General features: G+C 32.3%; 17 protein-coding genes and 2 pseudogenes. 13 read left to right on the forward strand and 6 right to left on the reverse strand.

Annotated elements, in window-relative coordinates; all coding sequences use genetic code 11:
• The first annotated feature begins 84 nt into the window (after window positions 1-84).
• Together JFU54_RS27760 and JFU54_RS27765 are read left to right on the forward strand one after the other, a co-directional pair.
• Window positions 85-597 carry a GNAT family N-acetyltransferase gene (locus tag JFU54_RS27760; protein ID WP_033715755.1) on the forward strand — a complete coding sequence of 171 codons (513 nt, stop codon included), beginning with the start codon at window positions 85-87 and terminating at the stop codon, window positions 595-597.
• A 305-nt stretch (window positions 598-902) separates the two neighbouring features.
• Complete coding sequence (locus tag JFU54_RS27765) at window positions 903-1,808, forward strand: DUF2935 domain-containing protein (protein ID WP_201067259.1); 906 nt, start codon at window positions 903-905, stop codon at window positions 1,806-1,808.
• A 201-nt stretch (window positions 1,809-2,009) separates the two neighbouring features.
• Here the strand turns inward: JFU54_RS27765 and JFU54_RS27770 are convergent, their stop codons facing one another.
• Complete coding sequence (locus JFU54_RS27770) at window positions 2,010-2,900, reverse strand: DMT family transporter (protein WP_201067261.1); 891 nt, start codon at window positions 2,898-2,900, stop codon at window positions 2,010-2,012.
• A gap of 114 nt (window positions 2,901-3,014) precedes the next feature.
• On the opposite strand from JFU54_RS27770, the gene JFU54_RS27775 reads away from it, so the two are divergent.
• From JFU54_RS27775 to JFU54_RS27795, 5 genes and pseudogenes are all read left to right on the forward strand, one after another.
• A complete protein-coding gene (locus tag JFU54_RS27775) occupies window positions 3,015-3,632 on the forward strand; it encodes a helix-turn-helix domain-containing protein (RefSeq protein ID WP_002031957.1) in 618 nt (205 codons plus the stop codon).
• Between the two features lie 486 nt (window positions 3,633-4,118).
• Window positions 4,119-5,069 carry a hypothetical protein gene (locus JFU54_RS27780; protein WP_002031955.1) on the forward strand — a complete coding sequence of 317 codons (951 nt, stop codon included), beginning with the start codon at window positions 4,119-4,121 and terminating at the stop codon, window positions 5,067-5,069.
• 241 nt (window positions 5,070-5,310) lie between these two features.
• Window positions 5,311-5,459, forward strand: a pseudogene (locus JFU54_RS27785) (Spo0E family sporulation regulatory protein-aspartic acid phosphatase).
• 114 nt (window positions 5,460-5,573) lie between these two features.
• The gene (locus JFU54_RS27790) at window positions 5,574-6,302 is read left to right on the forward strand and encodes an alpha/beta fold hydrolase (protein WP_201067264.1); all 729 of its coding nucleotides are present in this window, start codon (window positions 5,574-5,576) and stop codon (window positions 6,300-6,302) included.
• A 60-nt stretch (window positions 6,303-6,362) separates the two neighbouring features.
• Window positions 6,363-7,762: pseudogene (locus JFU54_RS27795) on the forward strand (protoporphyrinogen oxidase).
• 65 nt (window positions 7,763-7,827) lie between these two features.
• On the opposite strand, the gene JFU54_RS27800 reads toward JFU54_RS27795, so the two are convergent.
• Window positions 7,828-8,376 (reverse strand): hypothetical protein, encoded by a 549-nt coding sequence (locus JFU54_RS27800; RefSeq protein ID WP_016102030.1) that lies wholly within the window; start codon window positions 8,374-8,376, stop codon window positions 7,828-7,830.
• Window positions 8,377-8,606: 230 nt separating this feature from the next.
• On the opposite strand from JFU54_RS27800, the gene JFU54_RS27805 reads away from it, so the two are divergent.
• A complete protein-coding gene (locus JFU54_RS27805; protein ID WP_002031946.1) occupies window positions 8,607-9,158 on the forward strand; it encodes a GNAT family N-acetyltransferase in 552 nt (183 codons plus the stop codon).
• A gap of 43 nt (window positions 9,159-9,201) precedes the next feature.
• Here the strand turns inward: JFU54_RS27805 and JFU54_RS27810 are convergent, their stop codons facing one another.
• Both JFU54_RS27810 and cspD read right to left on the reverse strand, forming a co-directional pair.
• The gene (locus tag JFU54_RS27810) at window positions 9,202-9,387 is read right to left on the reverse strand and encodes a cold-shock protein (protein ID WP_000286202.1); all 186 of its coding nucleotides are present in this window, start codon (window positions 9,385-9,387) and stop codon (window positions 9,202-9,204) included.
• 86 nt (window positions 9,388-9,473) lie between these two features.
• Window positions 9,474-9,677 carry a cold-shock protein CspD gene (gene cspD / locus JFU54_RS27815; RefSeq protein WP_002012849.1) on the reverse strand — a complete coding sequence of 68 codons (204 nt, stop codon included), beginning with the start codon at window positions 9,675-9,677 and terminating at the stop codon, window positions 9,474-9,476.
• Between the two features lie 382 nt (window positions 9,678-10,059).
• Here cspD and JFU54_RS27820 point away from each other — a divergent pair, with 382 nt between their 5' ends.
• The 3 genes from JFU54_RS27820 (at window position 10,060) to JFU54_RS27830 (ending at window position 12,477) form a co-directional block, all read left to right on the forward strand.
• Window positions 10,060-10,956, forward strand: a complete 897-nt coding sequence (locus JFU54_RS27820) for a CPBP family intramembrane glutamic endopeptidase (RefSeq protein WP_098634991.1) — start codon at window positions 10,060-10,062, stop codon at window positions 10,954-10,956.
• 17 nt (window positions 10,957-10,973) lie between these two features.
• Window positions 10,974-11,615: an AAA family ATPase gene (locus JFU54_RS27825; protein WP_061688797.1), complete on the forward strand. Its 642-nt coding sequence runs from the start codon at window positions 10,974-10,976 to the stop codon at window positions 11,613-11,615.
• 256 nt (window positions 11,616-11,871) lie between these two features.
• Window positions 11,872-12,477 (forward strand): PRK06770 family protein, encoded by a 606-nt coding sequence (locus JFU54_RS27830; RefSeq protein ID WP_201067266.1) that lies wholly within the window; start codon window positions 11,872-11,874, stop codon window positions 12,475-12,477.
• 113 nt (window positions 12,478-12,590) lie between these two features.
• Here the strand turns inward: JFU54_RS27830 and JFU54_RS27835 are convergent, their stop codons facing one another.
• Window positions 12,591-13,460, reverse strand: a complete 870-nt coding sequence (locus JFU54_RS27835) for a LysR family transcriptional regulator (protein WP_061675808.1) — start codon at window positions 13,458-13,460, stop codon at window positions 12,591-12,593.
• A gap of 129 nt (window positions 13,461-13,589) precedes the next feature.
• On the opposite strand from JFU54_RS27835, the gene JFU54_RS27840 reads away from it, so the two are divergent.
• Window positions 13,590-14,645, forward strand: coding sequence for an aspartate-semialdehyde dehydrogenase (locus tag JFU54_RS27840; protein ID WP_201067268.1), 1,056 nt, complete (start codon window positions 13,590-13,592; stop codon window positions 14,643-14,645).
• A 107-nt stretch (window positions 14,646-14,752) separates the two neighbouring features.
• Here JFU54_RS27840 and JFU54_RS27845 read toward each other — a convergent pair whose 3' ends face one another.
• On the reverse strand, window positions 14,753-15,184 hold the full coding sequence (locus JFU54_RS27845) for a hypothetical protein (RefSeq protein ID WP_201067270.1): 432 nt from the start codon (window positions 15,182-15,184) through the stop codon (window positions 14,753-14,755).
• A gap of 376 nt (window positions 15,185-15,560) precedes the next feature.
• Between JFU54_RS27845 and JFU54_RS27850 the strand changes: the two genes are divergently transcribed.
• Entirely contained in the window at window positions 15,561-16,685 is a 1,125-nt protein-coding gene (locus tag JFU54_RS27850) for a C45 family autoproteolytic acyltransferase/hydrolase (RefSeq protein WP_201067272.1), read from the forward strand.
• The last annotated feature ends 33 nt before the right edge of the window (window positions 16,686-16,718 follow it).

A 16,718-nucleotide genomic window follows, 5' to 3' on the forward strand; every position in this document is an offset into this window, starting at 1 on the left:
AAAAATAACACAAAGAAATAAGGGTTGGCAGGATTTTAATATGGGATATTAGAATATGAATATTTGAATGGAGGGGAGAGAAAGATGGAGATTAACGTTAGAGCAGTAGAAATACAAGATGCTAGAGCAATTCATCGTATATGCATACAAGATGATGTTTTACCTTATATGGTTTTCTTACCTAGTATGCGTGTAGATGCAATGGAGAATAGAATTCGAAATTTAGCACAGAATCAATTTGAATTTGTAGCAGAATATGATGGAGAAGTTGTTGGATTTGTCGGTTTAACCCAAAGTCCAGGGCGAAGATCTCACTCGGGTGATTTATTCATCGGAGTAGATAGTGAATATCACAATAAAGGAATTGGAAAATCACTTCTTACAAAAATGCTTGATTTAGCTGATAATTGGCTAATGTTAGAACGAGTGGAACTGGGTGTATTAGAAACGAATCCTAGAGCCAAAGTATTATATGAAAAATTCGGATTTATCGAAGAGGGTGTAAAGGTTGGGAATTTGAAGGCTCATGGGCATTTTGTTAACGAAATCATGATGAGTCGTTTTAGACCAAATGGTTTGATTGTACATAATAAATAGGGGTGTAAATTGAACAGAAATATCGATTTGTTTTGAAAAAAGTATGGCAAAAGGACGCCATGCTTTTTTCAGTTTATTAAAAATAAAGAACAATTTTTATTTAAAGGATGTTTTAACGGATGAAGCATTAGGAATCATCTCAATCCGGAAGCATATGACTTAATAGAATCTATTTCTATGTGCAAGGGGAATGCATATGTGGAAATTTCAAAAACCTTGAAAAAACGATTGCATAAGTATATTTAAATTTTATTTATTTTCATACATAGTATAATTGAGCATTCAAGGAACAAGGAGTGATTGTAATGTCGACAGACCAACCTATTCCTGGACATTTTATTATGGACCCACAGCGAGCTATGCTGTTGCCACCGGAATTGAAAGCAGCTCCATCTGAATCATTAACAGAACAATTATTTATTGAACGATCTATAACTGAAAATAGATTTTGGTTACGTATTATGAAAGAGCATGCTTTGTTTCTTGGTGAGGGGTTTAATCGTAACGATAAAAATTTAATTCAGCAAGTAGAACAGTTTTATAATCAGTTTGATAGGCAGCTGCAAAAAGCATTTACTATTCCACAAACTGTTCAAGTGGTAAGGCAATTAAATGAAGAGAGCATTCAGTTAGTGTATGCTTTTCGTAATTATAAAAGAAACTTACTAATTTTAATCATCAATTGTAAAGTGAAAGGGTTTAATTTCCCACTTTTAGTGGATCATGTTGCACGAGAAGCAGAATATTTTATGCGGACACTTCAAAAGTTTAACGAAGGGAAAATGGATCCTATTCAAGATGCGATTATTAGTGAGAATGTTTTCTGGCTGCGTATTATGATGGAACACTCACGTTTTATTGGATCATTACTGGATCAATCGGAAAGAAATCTTGTTCATACAGCGTTGAAATTCGGTGATGATTTCGAAATTTTGCTTAACCAAGCTAGAGATGTTGAATCGATGTTATATCAAAAAGAACCGACATACCCGATTATAGGAAAAATGAATAAAGATAGTGAAAATGCCACTGTTGAGTTAAGGGATTTCAAAAAAGCAGGATTAGAGTTAATTCAAACATGTCAAATCCGAAATGTCATAAATCCATTGCTTGCTGATCATGTTACAAGAGAGGCAGAGCATTTCCTCTTCATGATTCATGTATTGGAGCAAAGGCTAAAGCAAAAGCAAGTGGAACAATCTCCACAATAATAAATAAACAAGAAAAGCATGGCAAACTAATGTCATGCTTTTCTTGTTTATCCCGCTATTTGTGGGCAGTAAAACTCCCACCTCAAAATTTGGCTGGAGCAAAGAAGTTATGTGGGAGTCGGGCTGCCCGTAAACGCCCGATTGGTGAAGGCTAATAATCAGTGGGGGATGAATAAAATCCCCACTGATTAAAGTTTCACTTTATAAATTGTGATTCAATTGTTTCGGTTGTAATAAAAATATTGCTAATCCAATGAAAATAAGTAGAATTCCTAGTCCTTGCTGTAAAGAAATTGTTTCATCTAAAATGAAATAGGCTAAAATACAAGTTCCAATTGTCTCTCCTAAAATACTCATCGAGATAACAGTAGCGCTCATCCATTTTAATAACCAATTGAAAATTGTTTGTCCTAAAATCGTTGCAATGAATGCAAGACCTATAAAGGACCACCATGTTTGTGCATTGTAATTGAAGAAAGATGACTGCTGTGTGTAAGCAAATATACCGAGAAAAAGTGAACTACTGCCATAACTAATTACCGAGTACGGTATTAGGGATAGGTCTTTACGAACATATTGACTGATGAAAAAGTAAGCTGTTATGACGCCAGCAGCAATAAAAGCTAAAATATCGCCGTATAAAGCCTCACCACTAATTTGAAAATCTTGCCACCCAATCACGATACTTCCTGAAATTGCAATAAGGCAGCCTATAATCGCACCTTTCGTAAACCGTTCCTTAAATAAAAAATAACCACCGACCATTGAAAATAAAGGTTGCAACGTTACGATAACTGTAGAACTTGCTATGGAAGTATACTGTAATGATTCAAACCATAGTACATAATGAGCTGCTAGAAATAATCCAGATAAGAGTCCAAATCCCCATTGCTTTTTTGATAATGAGCGAAGTTCGCTTCGATTGTTTGTATTAAATATTAGAAACGGTAAAAGAATTACCGTAGCAAACAATAATCGATAAAAAGCAGTGATTGCTGCAGGGGCATCGGCTATTTTTACGAAGATAGCTGAAGTAGATAAGGCGAACACGCCAAAAAATAAGATGAAATATGAAAGAATAGGTGATTTCAAAGTTTGTCCCTCCGATTGGTTGTTTATTATAATGAACTGTATATAATATAATGTACAAAAGCTAGTATATAAGCCTAAGATGAAATAAGGAAGGATTAATTGCCACTGTTTAGTATGTCAGCACAAAAGGGACAAAAGATGTATTATGATGGACGAAAGGAAGTTGTAACAATGATTCATTATCGGCTAGGTCAAACTGTTTTAAGTTATCGTAAGAAAAATAATATGACAATTCGTGAATTTGCTGATTATGCAGGAATCAGTACTTCACTTATTAGTCAAATTGAAAGAGGACATGCCAATCCTTCTTTAAATGTATTGGAATTAATAGCGAAGGCATTAAATGTACCGCTGTTTACTCTTTTTATTAATGATATTGATACAGACTCACTTATTTCTAAGAAGAAAGATCGGAAAAAAGTATATCGAGAAAATAATGATCATATTGTTTATGATGTGTTAACACCAGATTTTATGAAAGCTCGCATTGAAATGTTAATGATGGATTTAAACGGATATGCAAATACAACAGAAAGTCACTATTCCCACGAAGATAAGGAAGAAATTGCAGTTGTAATGAAAGGGGAAGTGTATGTGGAATTGGAAGGGAATGAATATTTTTTAGAAGAAGGAGATGTTGTGCGTATTCCACCGAACGTGAAACATAGATTTTTGAATAAAAGTGATGAAATGAATCACATCTTATTTGTATTAACACCTTCGTTAAGCTAAGGAAGTAGCTTAAGGATACATACTAAGTGGTAACATAATAGAAAGTATCAATTACATAAAGATTCGCGTGTATAATAAAACAACTATCTATAAATACATACACATTTGATTTTCACATTGTATGTTTAAGAAGATGAGAGATTTGACAAAAAAATAAGATAGTTCCATGACTATCAAACCAAATAATTCAGGTGAAAAAAGAGTGGGAATTTTTAAGGCTTTGGCAGGAGTAAAACGTGAGATTGTTCGTTATTTATTTCATAATCAAAACAAATACAATTGTGGAAGATTGAGACTGCATTAGGGATGAATAAGTATCATCTCAAAATATTATTAGAAGCAAATTTAATTCTTGTTGAGCGACAGGGGCAATTTTAATTTATAACTGTAAAGGAGGAAACCTTTCAAGAGTTTTCACCTGGCTTTTTGCCGACTTTGTAGATGCTAAAAAACCATTTTTATTAGGGTTTAGAGGGGATAAGAGAGATGGAAAATATAAGTGTATTAAAAGATGGGCTTTCAATTATATCTCAATGTAAAAAAGAAACAAATGATATTTGGCATGCACATTTCGGAGCAGCTGCCATTGCTAGTTATTTTTTTACGAAAAACAATAACATTGATGAAAAAACTGCCTGTAACATTTATTCTCAAGCGAAAATGATGCTCCATAAGCAAAGGTTAGGCGAAACAATTGATAATAAACAAGGTGTCGATTATCAAAGTGCTGAAGAAACGATAATTAAATCTTTGGAACAAACGATTGATGAACTCCATTGGGTTGGTCATAATGTAATTTACGCTTCTTTAAGTTTACTAGCCATTAAGGAGTTAAGTCATTGGGGGAGTGAGCAAGATATTAATAATATAGCAAACCTTATATTATCGTTTCAAAAAACAATTCCCGGTAGATCTTGGATTGGTTTTACAACTAAAGAAGTAAAGCAACTCATTATAAATAATGAGGAGATTCAAAGCGAAATTAAAAACCCGAAGCAATTATCTGATTTTATTTTAAGTGAATTATCTGAATTTAACGTTATATATAAGGCAGAATCACATCACGATTTAATTGGTCATATGCTTACCTTCTCACATGCGATTAATATATTATATGACTTAGGGCATATAGAATTATTTCAACGAGGAATAAAACCACTATTAAAGCTAGTTTATGTACTTAGAAAAAGTCGCAATTTAATGCCGAATGCCCAAATAATATTGAATTCTCCTGTAGATCGTTTACCTCTTACAAAAGCAAAAAAAGTTGATACACTTCCGCTAGATAATGCATTCTGGCTTAAAGACTACAGCGAATTTAATTGGGATTTTGGACACATATTTAAATTTTCATATAGTTATTTTGATCACTTAACAAGGGTTCCAGAATATAAAGATAAAACATTTGAGAAATTCTGTTGTATTATTAATGAGTAAAAGTGTCTAACTTTAAATTAATAGTAAATGGTACACATTCATAAACTAACATATTTATAAAAAATGGTAGAAAATTATAATGACCTGTAATAATAGGCTTAGTTTAAGTCTCTTTTTTTGTTAGTAGTATATTGTTTTTTCAAATATGTAAGATTTTACATTAGCATGAGACTTTTACTTATTATGTAAGTAGGCTATACTAAAATACATATATTTTGAAATTGGAGCGAATAAAGACGACATGGAATTAGTGAAGTTAGAAAAAATAATTGAATTGAAAAAGAAGAATTATTGAATCTAGTCTCAAATTATGGACTTCAACATGAAAAAGTAATAGCACTCAGCCAAGAAATTGACAAATTAATAAACTGGTTTATGTTTTTAAAATAGAAAGAACTATGACGTGAGTTGAATATGTTATAGTTCTTTTTTATTTGGTAATTTAGAAATATATTCGATATACTACCAATAAATAGAATGTTCAGTTTTAAAGGAGGGGGATAAATGATACTACATACGCATATTTCAGGTGAAGGGGAACCAATTGTGCTTTTACATTCTGGTGGTATGACAGGTTTAGTAGAGTTTGAAGAACAGGTAGAATTTTTTACAGAAAAACAATATAAAGTAATTCGTCCTGATTTGAGGGGACATGGAGAATCAGGAGGTACATTAGATAATTATTTTCTTTGCTCTGCTGATGATTTGAATGATACACTAGAACATTTGCAAATTAATAGTTGTCATATAGCGGGTGTTTCACTAGGGGGGATAGCCGCTTTATTATTTGCAAAAAAATATCCAGATAAAGTGAGGACATTAACTTTTTCAGGTATCTTTCCTATTGAGCGAGATAATTGGGAAGAGTCTCAGGAGTATGAAGTAAAGTGTCATCAACAGTTGATGGAAAATGAAGAAGTTGTAACTTATATGAATCAAATTCATGTAAAAAGTGATTGGAAAGGGTTGCTGAAATCGTGGCAAGTTAAGGAGTGGTACCCATTTCATGAAACAGGTGATGTAGCTAATCTTCAAGTACCTACAATGTGTATTGTTGGGGGAGATTCAGCAGATGAAGTTACAGCCTCTACAACGTTTAAACAATTAAACAACAATATACATATTGCTGTTATTCCGTTTGCAGGTCATTTAGTGCATAATGATCAGCCTAAAATATATTCATATATATTGTCTAATTTCTTACAGAATGCGCAAGCTGCTAGTCGACTATGATAATTTTTGGTTATAATAATAAAGGAATTATTAATTGTATCGGTTAGGGGCGCAGCAAATATGAAAACAGTCGTTGTCATCGGTGGAGGTATTACTGGACTTTCTACTATGTTTTATTTAGAAAAATTAAAGAAGGATTATAATATAGATTTAAATTTAATCCTTATTGAGAAAGAAGAGTATTTAGGTGGTAAAATCCACAGTGTGGAAGAAAATGATTTTATTATGGAATCTGGAGCAGATTCTATTGTAGCTCGTAATGAACATGTTTTGCCGCTTGTAAAAGATTTAAATTTAGAAAATGAAATGGTATATAACGAAACAGGTATTTCTTACATATACTCTGATAACATATTACATCCAATTCCTGCTGACACTATATTTGGGATTCCTATGAGTGTTGAATCATTATTTAGCAGTACGCTAGTCTCAAAAAAGGGAAAATCGTTGCTTTAAAAGATTTTATTACGAAAAATAAGGAGTTTACAAAGGATACATCACTTGCTGTATTTTTAGAAAGCTTTTTAGGGAAAGAATTAGTGGAAAGACAAATTGCACCTGTGCTGTCAGGTGTATATTCTGGTAAATTGAATGAGCTTACAATGGCATCTACGTTACCATATTTACTTGAGTATAAAAATAAATATGGAAGTATTATTAAAGGTTTTGAAGAGAATAAAAAACAATTTCAGTCAGCAGGAAATAAAAAGTTTGTATCATTTAAAAGTGGACTATCTACGATTATTAATCGCTTAGAAGAAGTGCTGACGGAGACTGTCATTAATAAAGGTGCTGTAACAACAGTGATAAGTAAAAAAGGGGATCGGTATGAGGTTTCTTTTGCAAATCATGAGACAATACAAGCTGATTATGTCGTTTTAGCAGCTCCACATGATATCGCACAAACGTTATTACAGTCTAATGAGTTAAATGAGCATTTTAATAAATTTAAAAATTCATCGCTTATAAGTATTTACTTAGGTTTTGACATACTAGATGAACAACTACCGGCTGACGGCACAGGTTTTATCGTAACGGAAAACAGTGATTTACATTGTGATGCTTGCACATGGACAAGCAGGAAGTGGAAACATACATCTGGTAAACAAAAGCTATTAGTAAGAATGTTTTATAAGAGCACTAATCCAGTATATGAAACGATCAAAAGTTATAGTGAAGAAGAATTAGTACGAGTTGCTTTATATGATATTGAAAAGAGCCTCGGAATTAAAGGCGAACCGGAAGTAATTGAAGTTACAAATTGGAAAGATTTAATGCCGAAATATCATTTAGAACATAATCAAGCTGTTCAATCATTACAAGAAAAATTGGCCGTGCTTTATCCTAATGTATACTTAGCTGGTGCTTCATATTACGGTGTAGGAATTGGTGCTTGTATTGGAAACGGAAAGAATACTGCCAATGAAATAATTACGACATTGAATGAACAGTCAAAATAATAATATTGAATACATATGTAAATAAAATGTCCCTCCAACATAATGGAGGGACATTTTATTTATGATTATTTAACATTAATTACAATCTTTTTATGATTGGCTTTATTCTCTTTAATAGTTAATGTTGTTTTTCCAGATTCTTCAAATGAATACGGTGAGAGCCGATAAAGTTCTTTAATACTATGTTTTTCTTTTAATTTATTTGTAGGAATTAATGTTATATTAGGCTTCCATGTTTCCTGTTTGCCTGAAGGGTAGTCTACTATTATTTCTGGATTATTTAATTGTATTGTTTCCCAAGAGACAAAATACAGTTCAACTTCTGCATCTTTTTTTAGTAATTCTTCTGAGAAATAACCAAACTCACCAACATTACCAAAAACAGTGAAATTTTGATTTTGCAATTTAATATCTAAATATCTAGGTTGATATGTTGCTGCGTGATACATTCCGTATGAAAGAGAGAGTGTAGCAGCGATTAATATGCCAACTGAAAATGTCTTAAAGCTATTTCCTTTAAAACTTGTCATCATAAATGAGTTTGGTGTGAATTTTTTTGCGAATAAAAAAATGAGTAAAATGAGCAAGAGGGATAAGCCAATGAAAATATACATAAAGTTTAAGCACCTCCGTAAGAAATATTTACTATTTTTCTATATTTTAACATGAGAAGGTATAAATTAGGGGTGGTTTTTAGAGGGGAATTAATAAATACAACGAAGTTATATATTATTAAGAGGATAAACATCGCTAGAAATATTTGATTTGTGGGACATTAAGGACTTTCCTAATTATAAATACTTTTTCTGCTATAATAAATGAGTAGAGAGAAAGGAGTGATCCTATGGTATTTCCTATGTTAGAAACAGAACGCTTGCGCTTAGTTGAAATAGAACAATCTTATTGTCAAAAAATATATGAAATATTCTCATTAGATGAGGTAACGTGTTATTACGGTATGAATTCTTTTACTGAGTTTGGACAAGCTTCACGTATGATTGAATCTTTTTCAAAAAATTACTTTGAGAAAAAGGCAATGCGTTGGGGGATTGTATTAAAAGACACAAATAATTTAGTAGGAACAATTGGATTAAATAATTTACAACTTTGGAGTAAACGCTCAGAGATTGGATATGATTTGCATCCTCGTTATTGGGGGAATGGTTATGCTTCTGAAGCTGCTCGAGAAATTATTACTTATGGATTTCGAGATTTAGGCTTATTTAGAATTGGAGCTATTACATATCCTGAAAATATAACTTCGTGTAATATGTTATCTAAATTAGGTTTTCAACAAGAAGGGCTGTTACGTGGATACATTCATCAAGGAAATAAACAACACGATGCATTAATGTATTCTATTGTACGAACAGATGTAGAGGATATTCATTATTAATAAAAAAGCCCCTCTTATTTAAAATAAGAGGGGCTTGTAAAAATCAACCTATTTTAGGTAATAAACGTTCTCCGCTTTTCATACTACTTTTACATAAAGGGCATTTAGGCTCTTCTTCAAATGAAAAGTTCTTTCTCATCCATCCTAAACAATCCTCTGATTCACATTCCCAAACAGGGGTTTGTTCTGGTGGTACTTCTGCTACATCGTTCTTTCGATTGCGATACATGTAACCACTCCTTTTATGTAAAAATTTTTAGTTATATATTAAAAAGGTTGTTAACCGAGCTGGTAACAACCTTTTTATTGATTGAATTATAGCTTTACAACGTTTTTAGCTTGAGGTCCACGGTTACCGTCTTCAACTTCGAAGCTAACTTCTTGACCTTCGTCAAGAGATTTGAAGCCGTCGCCAGTGATAGCTGAGAAGTGAACGAATACGTCGCTACCGTCTGCAACTTCGATGAAACCGAAACCTTTTTCGCTGTTAAACCATTTTACTTTACCTGTTAATGTCATGGTAATGCCTCCTAAAATTTAAAAAGATTACAATATGATCGGCCTTATTCGATTGAAAATAAAAGTTCACATATTATCAAAAATCCATAAGGAGTACAAAACATTCCTGATTGATACTTGATAATATGCAAAGAAAATATAGTGCTAAATTGACCTTAATTACTATCCTACAACAAATGGTGGGAAATAGCAAGTGCTGGTAATATCAGTGAATGAATTGGGCGATACTGGTAAAAGGCACGAAGACATCTCTTTTATTTATATATTATTCCTAATCTGAATTTATTCCAAACAGAAATCATTTATTTTAAAAAATATGTTTAAGGGAAACGATATATATTTTAAGAATACAGATGATTACAATAATAAGGAGGATAGAATATTGCTAAATAAACAATTTAAAATAATTGAAGCAGCAAAAGAAGGAAGAAGAAAAGTTCAACCTATTTTCGCTGTTATACTTGCAATTGTATTTTTAACTTTAGGTGAATTTTTCATGTTGTTTATGCTGTTTTTACCGAAAGCGGATACATCATTTGTAAAGGCAATTTATAATAATATTGAGATGATATTAACGTTTGGTGGGGCTATATTTTTTATTTTTTTATGGATTAGGTTTGTAGAGAAAAGGTCATTTTCATCCATTGGTTTTTGGAAAGTGCAATGGATGAGAAAGTATTTGAGAGGTGCGTTAATAGGATTTGTCTTCATTTCAATACCAGTAATTGTGCTTATATTAACAGGGATTGTAAAACTACAAATGCAACAAATTACGGCAACCGCCATATTTGGTATTGTAGGATCTTTAATTGCTTTTTTAATACAAGGCGCAACGGAAGAAATTATTGTACGAGGCTGGTTATTTCCAGTTATTTCTGTTAGAAGTCGTATATGGGTTGGGATTATAGTGACGTCCTTTTTATTTGGTTTTCTGCATTTACTTAATCCTGGTATTACAATCCTTTCAATATCGAATATAATATTAGTTGGTGTATTTGCAGCTTTTTACGTATTAAAGGACAGTAGTCTTTGGGGGATTTGTGCATGGCATTCCATTTGGAATTGGGCACAATATAATGTCTATGGTTTTGCAGTTAGTGGCATGACGATATATTCAACACCACTATTTAAACCTGTAACAAATGGCAATGAAGTCCTTCATGGAGGCTCATTTGGTATTGAAGGTAGTATCATTACAACAATAATGCTTTCTATCGCTTCAATCGTTTTATGGAGACAGTTATGGGGGAGAAGAGCGAAACAACGAGATTTTAGTTAATGAAAGTGGGAGAAACTATGGGGATTATAGCGTTTGAGGGAGCGAGTGCTGTTGGTAAGAGTAGCACATGCCGTGAACTAGAAAACAATTATGGAGCATTCATTATACCTGAAGTGAATTTTTTATTTGAAAGACCAAAAAATGAACATAGAACATGGTATTTTGAAAAACAAGTAGAGCGCTGGAATATAGCAGTGCAGAAGTCGCAGCAATATGAATTAGTAATACTCGATGGAGATATATATCAGCCACTTAGTTATAATTGGTGTTTTCATTTTGATATATTTAATCAGCCGTTATCTTTAATAGAAAACTTTTATAAAGAAAAGATGATAAATAGAGAAATTGGTTTTCCAGATCAATATTTTTATTTATATACAAGTGATGAAGAGCTTAGAAAACGGAAAGAGTCTGATGGGACGAAAAAAAGAAGAAACTTTGAAAAACATTTACATATATCTAAAGCATTTCAGCGTTATTATGAAAATCTCAATACCGTCACAGACGGGTACTGTAAATTGATTGAAGCAAAAAGTATAAAGTCGAATGAATTAGAAATTGTGAAAAGTTTAAACAGCTTAAAAGTATGTGAAGAAAGACGTTTTGATGTTTCGAGGTTAGATGTTATTACGAAGTGGTTAAAAGAAAATCGTGCATAAAGTAAAAACAACGAGTGTTTTAGAAGGCGCTCGTTGTTTTTTTGTTTCCATATAAATATAAAGGGAAATTTTGTAGAATATCTTTATTTTTTAACAGAATAATCTTTCAATTTCACGAAAAAAGAAATACAATATAAGGAAATATATATAAATAATATGATAGGGGATGGGATGAACTATTTTGAATGAAGGAACTGTTTTATATAAGAAATAATGAGGTAGTAAGAACAGAGATATTTGGGAGGAAACAAGCAAGATGAAAACATTATTTAAAATCATAGGAATTATAGCTGGTATGGCGGTAATCGGGGTAGGTGTAACGTATGGTATGCTGTATTATCTGAATAATAGTAAACCAGCTGCGAAAAAGGCATCACCAGCCGCTCCGGCAGTAGAAGTGCTAGCTGATAGTAATGTAAAAGCTGAAGATGCAAAGCTTTTAGAAAATGGCAATCATTCATTACCGAATAGTAGTTTTAATAAAAATTTTAAGTGGACAGATGAGAACATACAGACAGCCCTACATGAAATGGCACATCAAAAAACGAAAGCTGATCAAAAATGGGGCTATATTTTTATTACACAAGAACGTATTGAAAGTTTACTCGAAATTATAAATAGTAATGATGTTGCACAAAAAAGTACATATGTGGATATTTTAGAACGATGGAAACAAGGAAAATATGAAAAGGTTGATGTAGACCACAACAAGATTTGGAAATTACAAAGTGGGAATTTAGGAGAAGGGAAAGGAGTAATGTCAGAAAAGGAGCAAAAAGAATTAATTAATCAAGTTTTTATACAAAAAGGTACATATTCAGGTAGTAAATTAATTGCAGGTGAGGTACAAGCTAATAAATAATATACATATTGATTTTGAAACACCTGTATTGTTATGAACACAAATGTTTTAATAAAAATGAGTAATTGCTTTTTAGAGCAGTTACTCATTTTTGTTATTACTCGCTTACTTTTCTATTCTATTCTCTCTAATAATGTAAGAAACGATTGTAAAACTGGTGATATCCATCTAGATTTATGATAGATTACGTGGCTTTGAATGACTGCTGGAGTTTCGATGGGCTGAAAACAGAGTTGCTCTTTTTGACAACTTTCTTGTACAACGATGTAAGGGAGAATTGAAATTCCTAACTCACACATCACAGATTGTTTAATGACTTCAACATTGGAAGTTTCGAATGTTTTAGCGGGAATATTCCCGCTTTGACGTAAAAAACGATCTACCATCGGTCTATAGCCGCAGCTTTGTTCAGTAAATATAAATTGAGTATCTTGTAATAAAAGGAGTGGATCAGTGTTTGAAGGGAAATGAGCAGGGAAAATCCATCCAAATGTTTCATTACATAAATTACACGTAATAAAATCATTATGCTCTATACTTTCTCCAATTATGAAGATAACATCGGTTTCTCCTTCATGTAGTTTTTTCAATGCTTGCCCATTGGTATTTGTCTCAAGTACGATATTTACTTTCGGATTTTCCTGTTTGTAAGTACGTAATAATTGTGGTAATCGATACACTGCCAATGATTCATTAGATGTAATAGTTAATGTTCCTTCTAAATGGTCACTGTTTTGAGGGATTTCTTGCGCTTTATCATAAATAGTAAGTAATTCTAATGCATACGGATGAAATTGATGACCTGCTTTTGTAAGAAGTATTTTTTTTCCTAATCGATCGAATAGAGGAATGTTTAAATCGTTCTCTAATGCTTTAATATGGGCTGTCACAGTAGATTGCGCATAACCTAATGCATGAGCAGCTTTAGAAAAGCTACCATATTTAACAATGGCACAAAATGTTTTAACATGTCTCATTTCCATAAATGATACCTCTTTTATTATCATGATTTGTGAATGATTATATCATGTATTTCAATTTTTCAAATCATTAAATTTCTTTTAAAATTAAGTTGTGGAGAAATTCATTCAATTGAAATTGGAGGAGAAAAAATGAGTGAAAAGAGCTATCATGTAGCTGTAGTTGGAGCTACAGGCGCAGTAGGGCAAAAAATCATTGCATTGTTAGAGAGAGTAACGAAATTTAATATAGAAGAAATTACATTACTCTCGTCAAAACGATCTGCTGGTAAGATAGTACAATTTAAAGGACGAGAGATTAAAATACAAGAGGCAAAATCAACTAGTTTTGAAGGTGTAGACATTGCCTTTTTTAGCGCTGGGGGAGAAGTTTCTAGACAATATGTAAATCATGCAGTTTCTAGTGGTGCAATCGTAATTGATAACACAAGTGAATACCGAATGGCACACGATGTACCACTCGTCGTTCCACTCGTCGTTCCAGAAGTAAATGCACATACTTTAAGGGAACATAAAAGGATCATTGCAGTTCCGAATTGCTCAGCACTACAGATGGTAACAGCTCTTCAGCCAATTCGAAAATCATTTGGTTTAGAACGAATTATTGTTTCAACGTATCAAGCCGTATCAGGCTCAGGAATTCATGCGATTCATGAATTAAAAGAACAAGCTAAGTCAATGCTTACAGGTGAAGAAGTGAAGAGCACTATATTACCAGTGAAAAAAGATAAAAAACATTATCCAATTGCATTTAATGTATTGCCGCAAGTGGATATATTTACAGACAATGATTTCACATTCGAAGAAGTAAAGATGATTCAAGAGACGAAGAAAATTTTAGAAGATCCAAATCTGAAAATGGCAGCTACTTGCGTCAGAGTTCCAGTTGTATCGGGGCATTCTGAATCAGTTTATATTGAACTTGAAAAAGAAGCGACCGTTGCAGAAATTAAAGAAGTACTACTGAATGCACCAGGTGTTATTTTACAAGATAATCCTAGTGAACAAATTTATCCAACGCCATTATATGCAGAGGGTAAAAGAGATACATTTGTAGGTAGAATACGCAAAGATCCGGATACGCCAAAAGGATTCCATCTTTGGATTGTTTCTGATAATTTATTAAAAGGTGCGGCTTGGAACTCAGTTCAAATCGCAGAGACATTGGTGGAAAAGGGGATTATTTAGTATAAATTTATATAAACATTGAAAATAGGAGGATATATGGGAAACCATTAATTATAATGGTTTCCCATTTTTTACTTAATGAGTATTCTCCTAACTTCAATTTGAATTTAATTTAAGTTAGTTTTTATAGTGTTTTTATAAATATCAATTTTATTTGCAGAGAATTTTAAAAATCTAGGCTCTCCATTAATTGTGAGATAAATATTAATTGAGATTGGCATCTCAACCTTTTTCACTACATCTTCTATAGCAAAATAATCATTTTCTTTTTCGTTATAAAAAACAATGGGACTAATTAATACCTCGTTATTTTCAATATCAATACTACACATCATAGGGAATTTCTCATCATTATGTATTATTAATTCGCCCAGTACTATTGAACCGTTTAATTCTTCTGTGAAATTTATAGTTTCCACTGGTTTTACCCACGTTTCATCGCACTCTTCATTTTCCTCTTCATCTATTTCCCATTCCCATATCGGGTTTTGTTTCAAGTCTTCAATAGTCAATTCATCAACTGGTTTGCTATTACACATTAATATATACTCCTTTTTCCATGAAAATGGATGAGTAAAAAATTTATTCATTAATTGTAAAATGTGGCTATTTGCAATCCTATAAATACAAGTTTGCTCGTTTCAATAAATAGTTGATCGCAAATAAGAAGTTTCGATGTAGAGTATTATCCATTTGATATTATTAAATCTAGTTTTGTAATGTTGAACTTATTTTTACAACCTATTAAAAGTCTATTCTTACGGTAATCTTAACAAGGTTTTAACTAGACAGTAAATAATGCCTTTTGAAAAGGAAAACCGTGGTTGTGATGGGGGAAATAGCAAAAAACATCAAGAATGAACAAAAGTGTTTTGGTATGATATGGAATATATTCAATGTGAGGGGGAGATTATGGTGTATCAAGTAAAGGGGTACTTTTCATCGCTAAAAGGAAGTCATTATGAAGTTGGAAAACAGCAAGGGGAGTTTGTGAAAAATCATCCGTATCTCATTCCACAATTTATGCAGCAAGAAAATTTAATATCAGATAGCCATTGGACAGAATCTAGAAATGTACTAAAACAATATTGTCCAGGAATTAATGAAGAAATTGAAGGCTTTTGCGAAGTATTGAAAATTCCTTCAAGGAATATGATGTATTATTATCAGACATTATTAAAAGCAGGTTGTAGTCATTGTGCAGTATTACCTAAAAAAACTGATTTAAAGCATACATATGTATTAAGAAATTTTGATTTATCACCCAAAATAGATGATATGCGTTTTTGTTCGACGCATGTTGAAGGTGCATATGCACATAGTGGCTTTTCTACTCAATATTTTGGCCGAACAGAAGGAGTTAATGAGCATGGGTTATCTATTACATTTTCAGCATGTGGTCAACCTGTAGGGAATATTGAAGGTTTAAGAAAACCGATGGTAAATGGTTTGCAATGTTTTGCGGTAATTCGAGTAATATTGGAGAAATGTAGAAATACGCATGAAGCTACATCTTTAATAAAAGAAATGCCTATAGCAAGTAATATTAATATAATTGTAGCTGATCCTTTAAACGCAGCGCATATTGAAATATTTGACGGGCATAAATCAATAACAACAATTAATGAGGAAAGTCAAGCTTTTACCGTATCAACAAACCATGCAGTCAGTTCACCTATTCAGAAATTAAATAATAGGAAATTAGAACAATCTACAAAAAGATATCGCATTTTACATGAGCATTTAAATCGAAATGAACAGGTGAGCATGGAATCTTTAAAAGGATTGGTAGAAGAAGAATATCCTATCGGGGTGACGGTGCATAATTATGAAGAATGGTTTGGGACTTTGCATTCTGTATTAATTGATTTACAGGATCGTACATTGAATATTTGCTTCGGATCGCCACTTTTAAACGAGTGGTACTCATTGAAAGTTGGAGAAAGCCTTCCGTTTTCCGAAGTGAATGTGAACTTTAAAAATAAAACTTATGCTGACTTTTGGAGAGAAGAGAAAAATGAAATGACTCCTAAAGATTAAAAAGGAATAAGATGGTAAAATGAAGGAGCGGAA

The sequence above is a fragment of the Bacillus sp. TH19 genome, from assembly GCF_016651075.1.
In the GTDB taxonomy this organism is placed as follows: domain Bacteria; phylum Bacillota; class Bacilli; order Bacillales; family Bacillaceae_G; genus Bacillus_A; species Bacillus_A mycoides.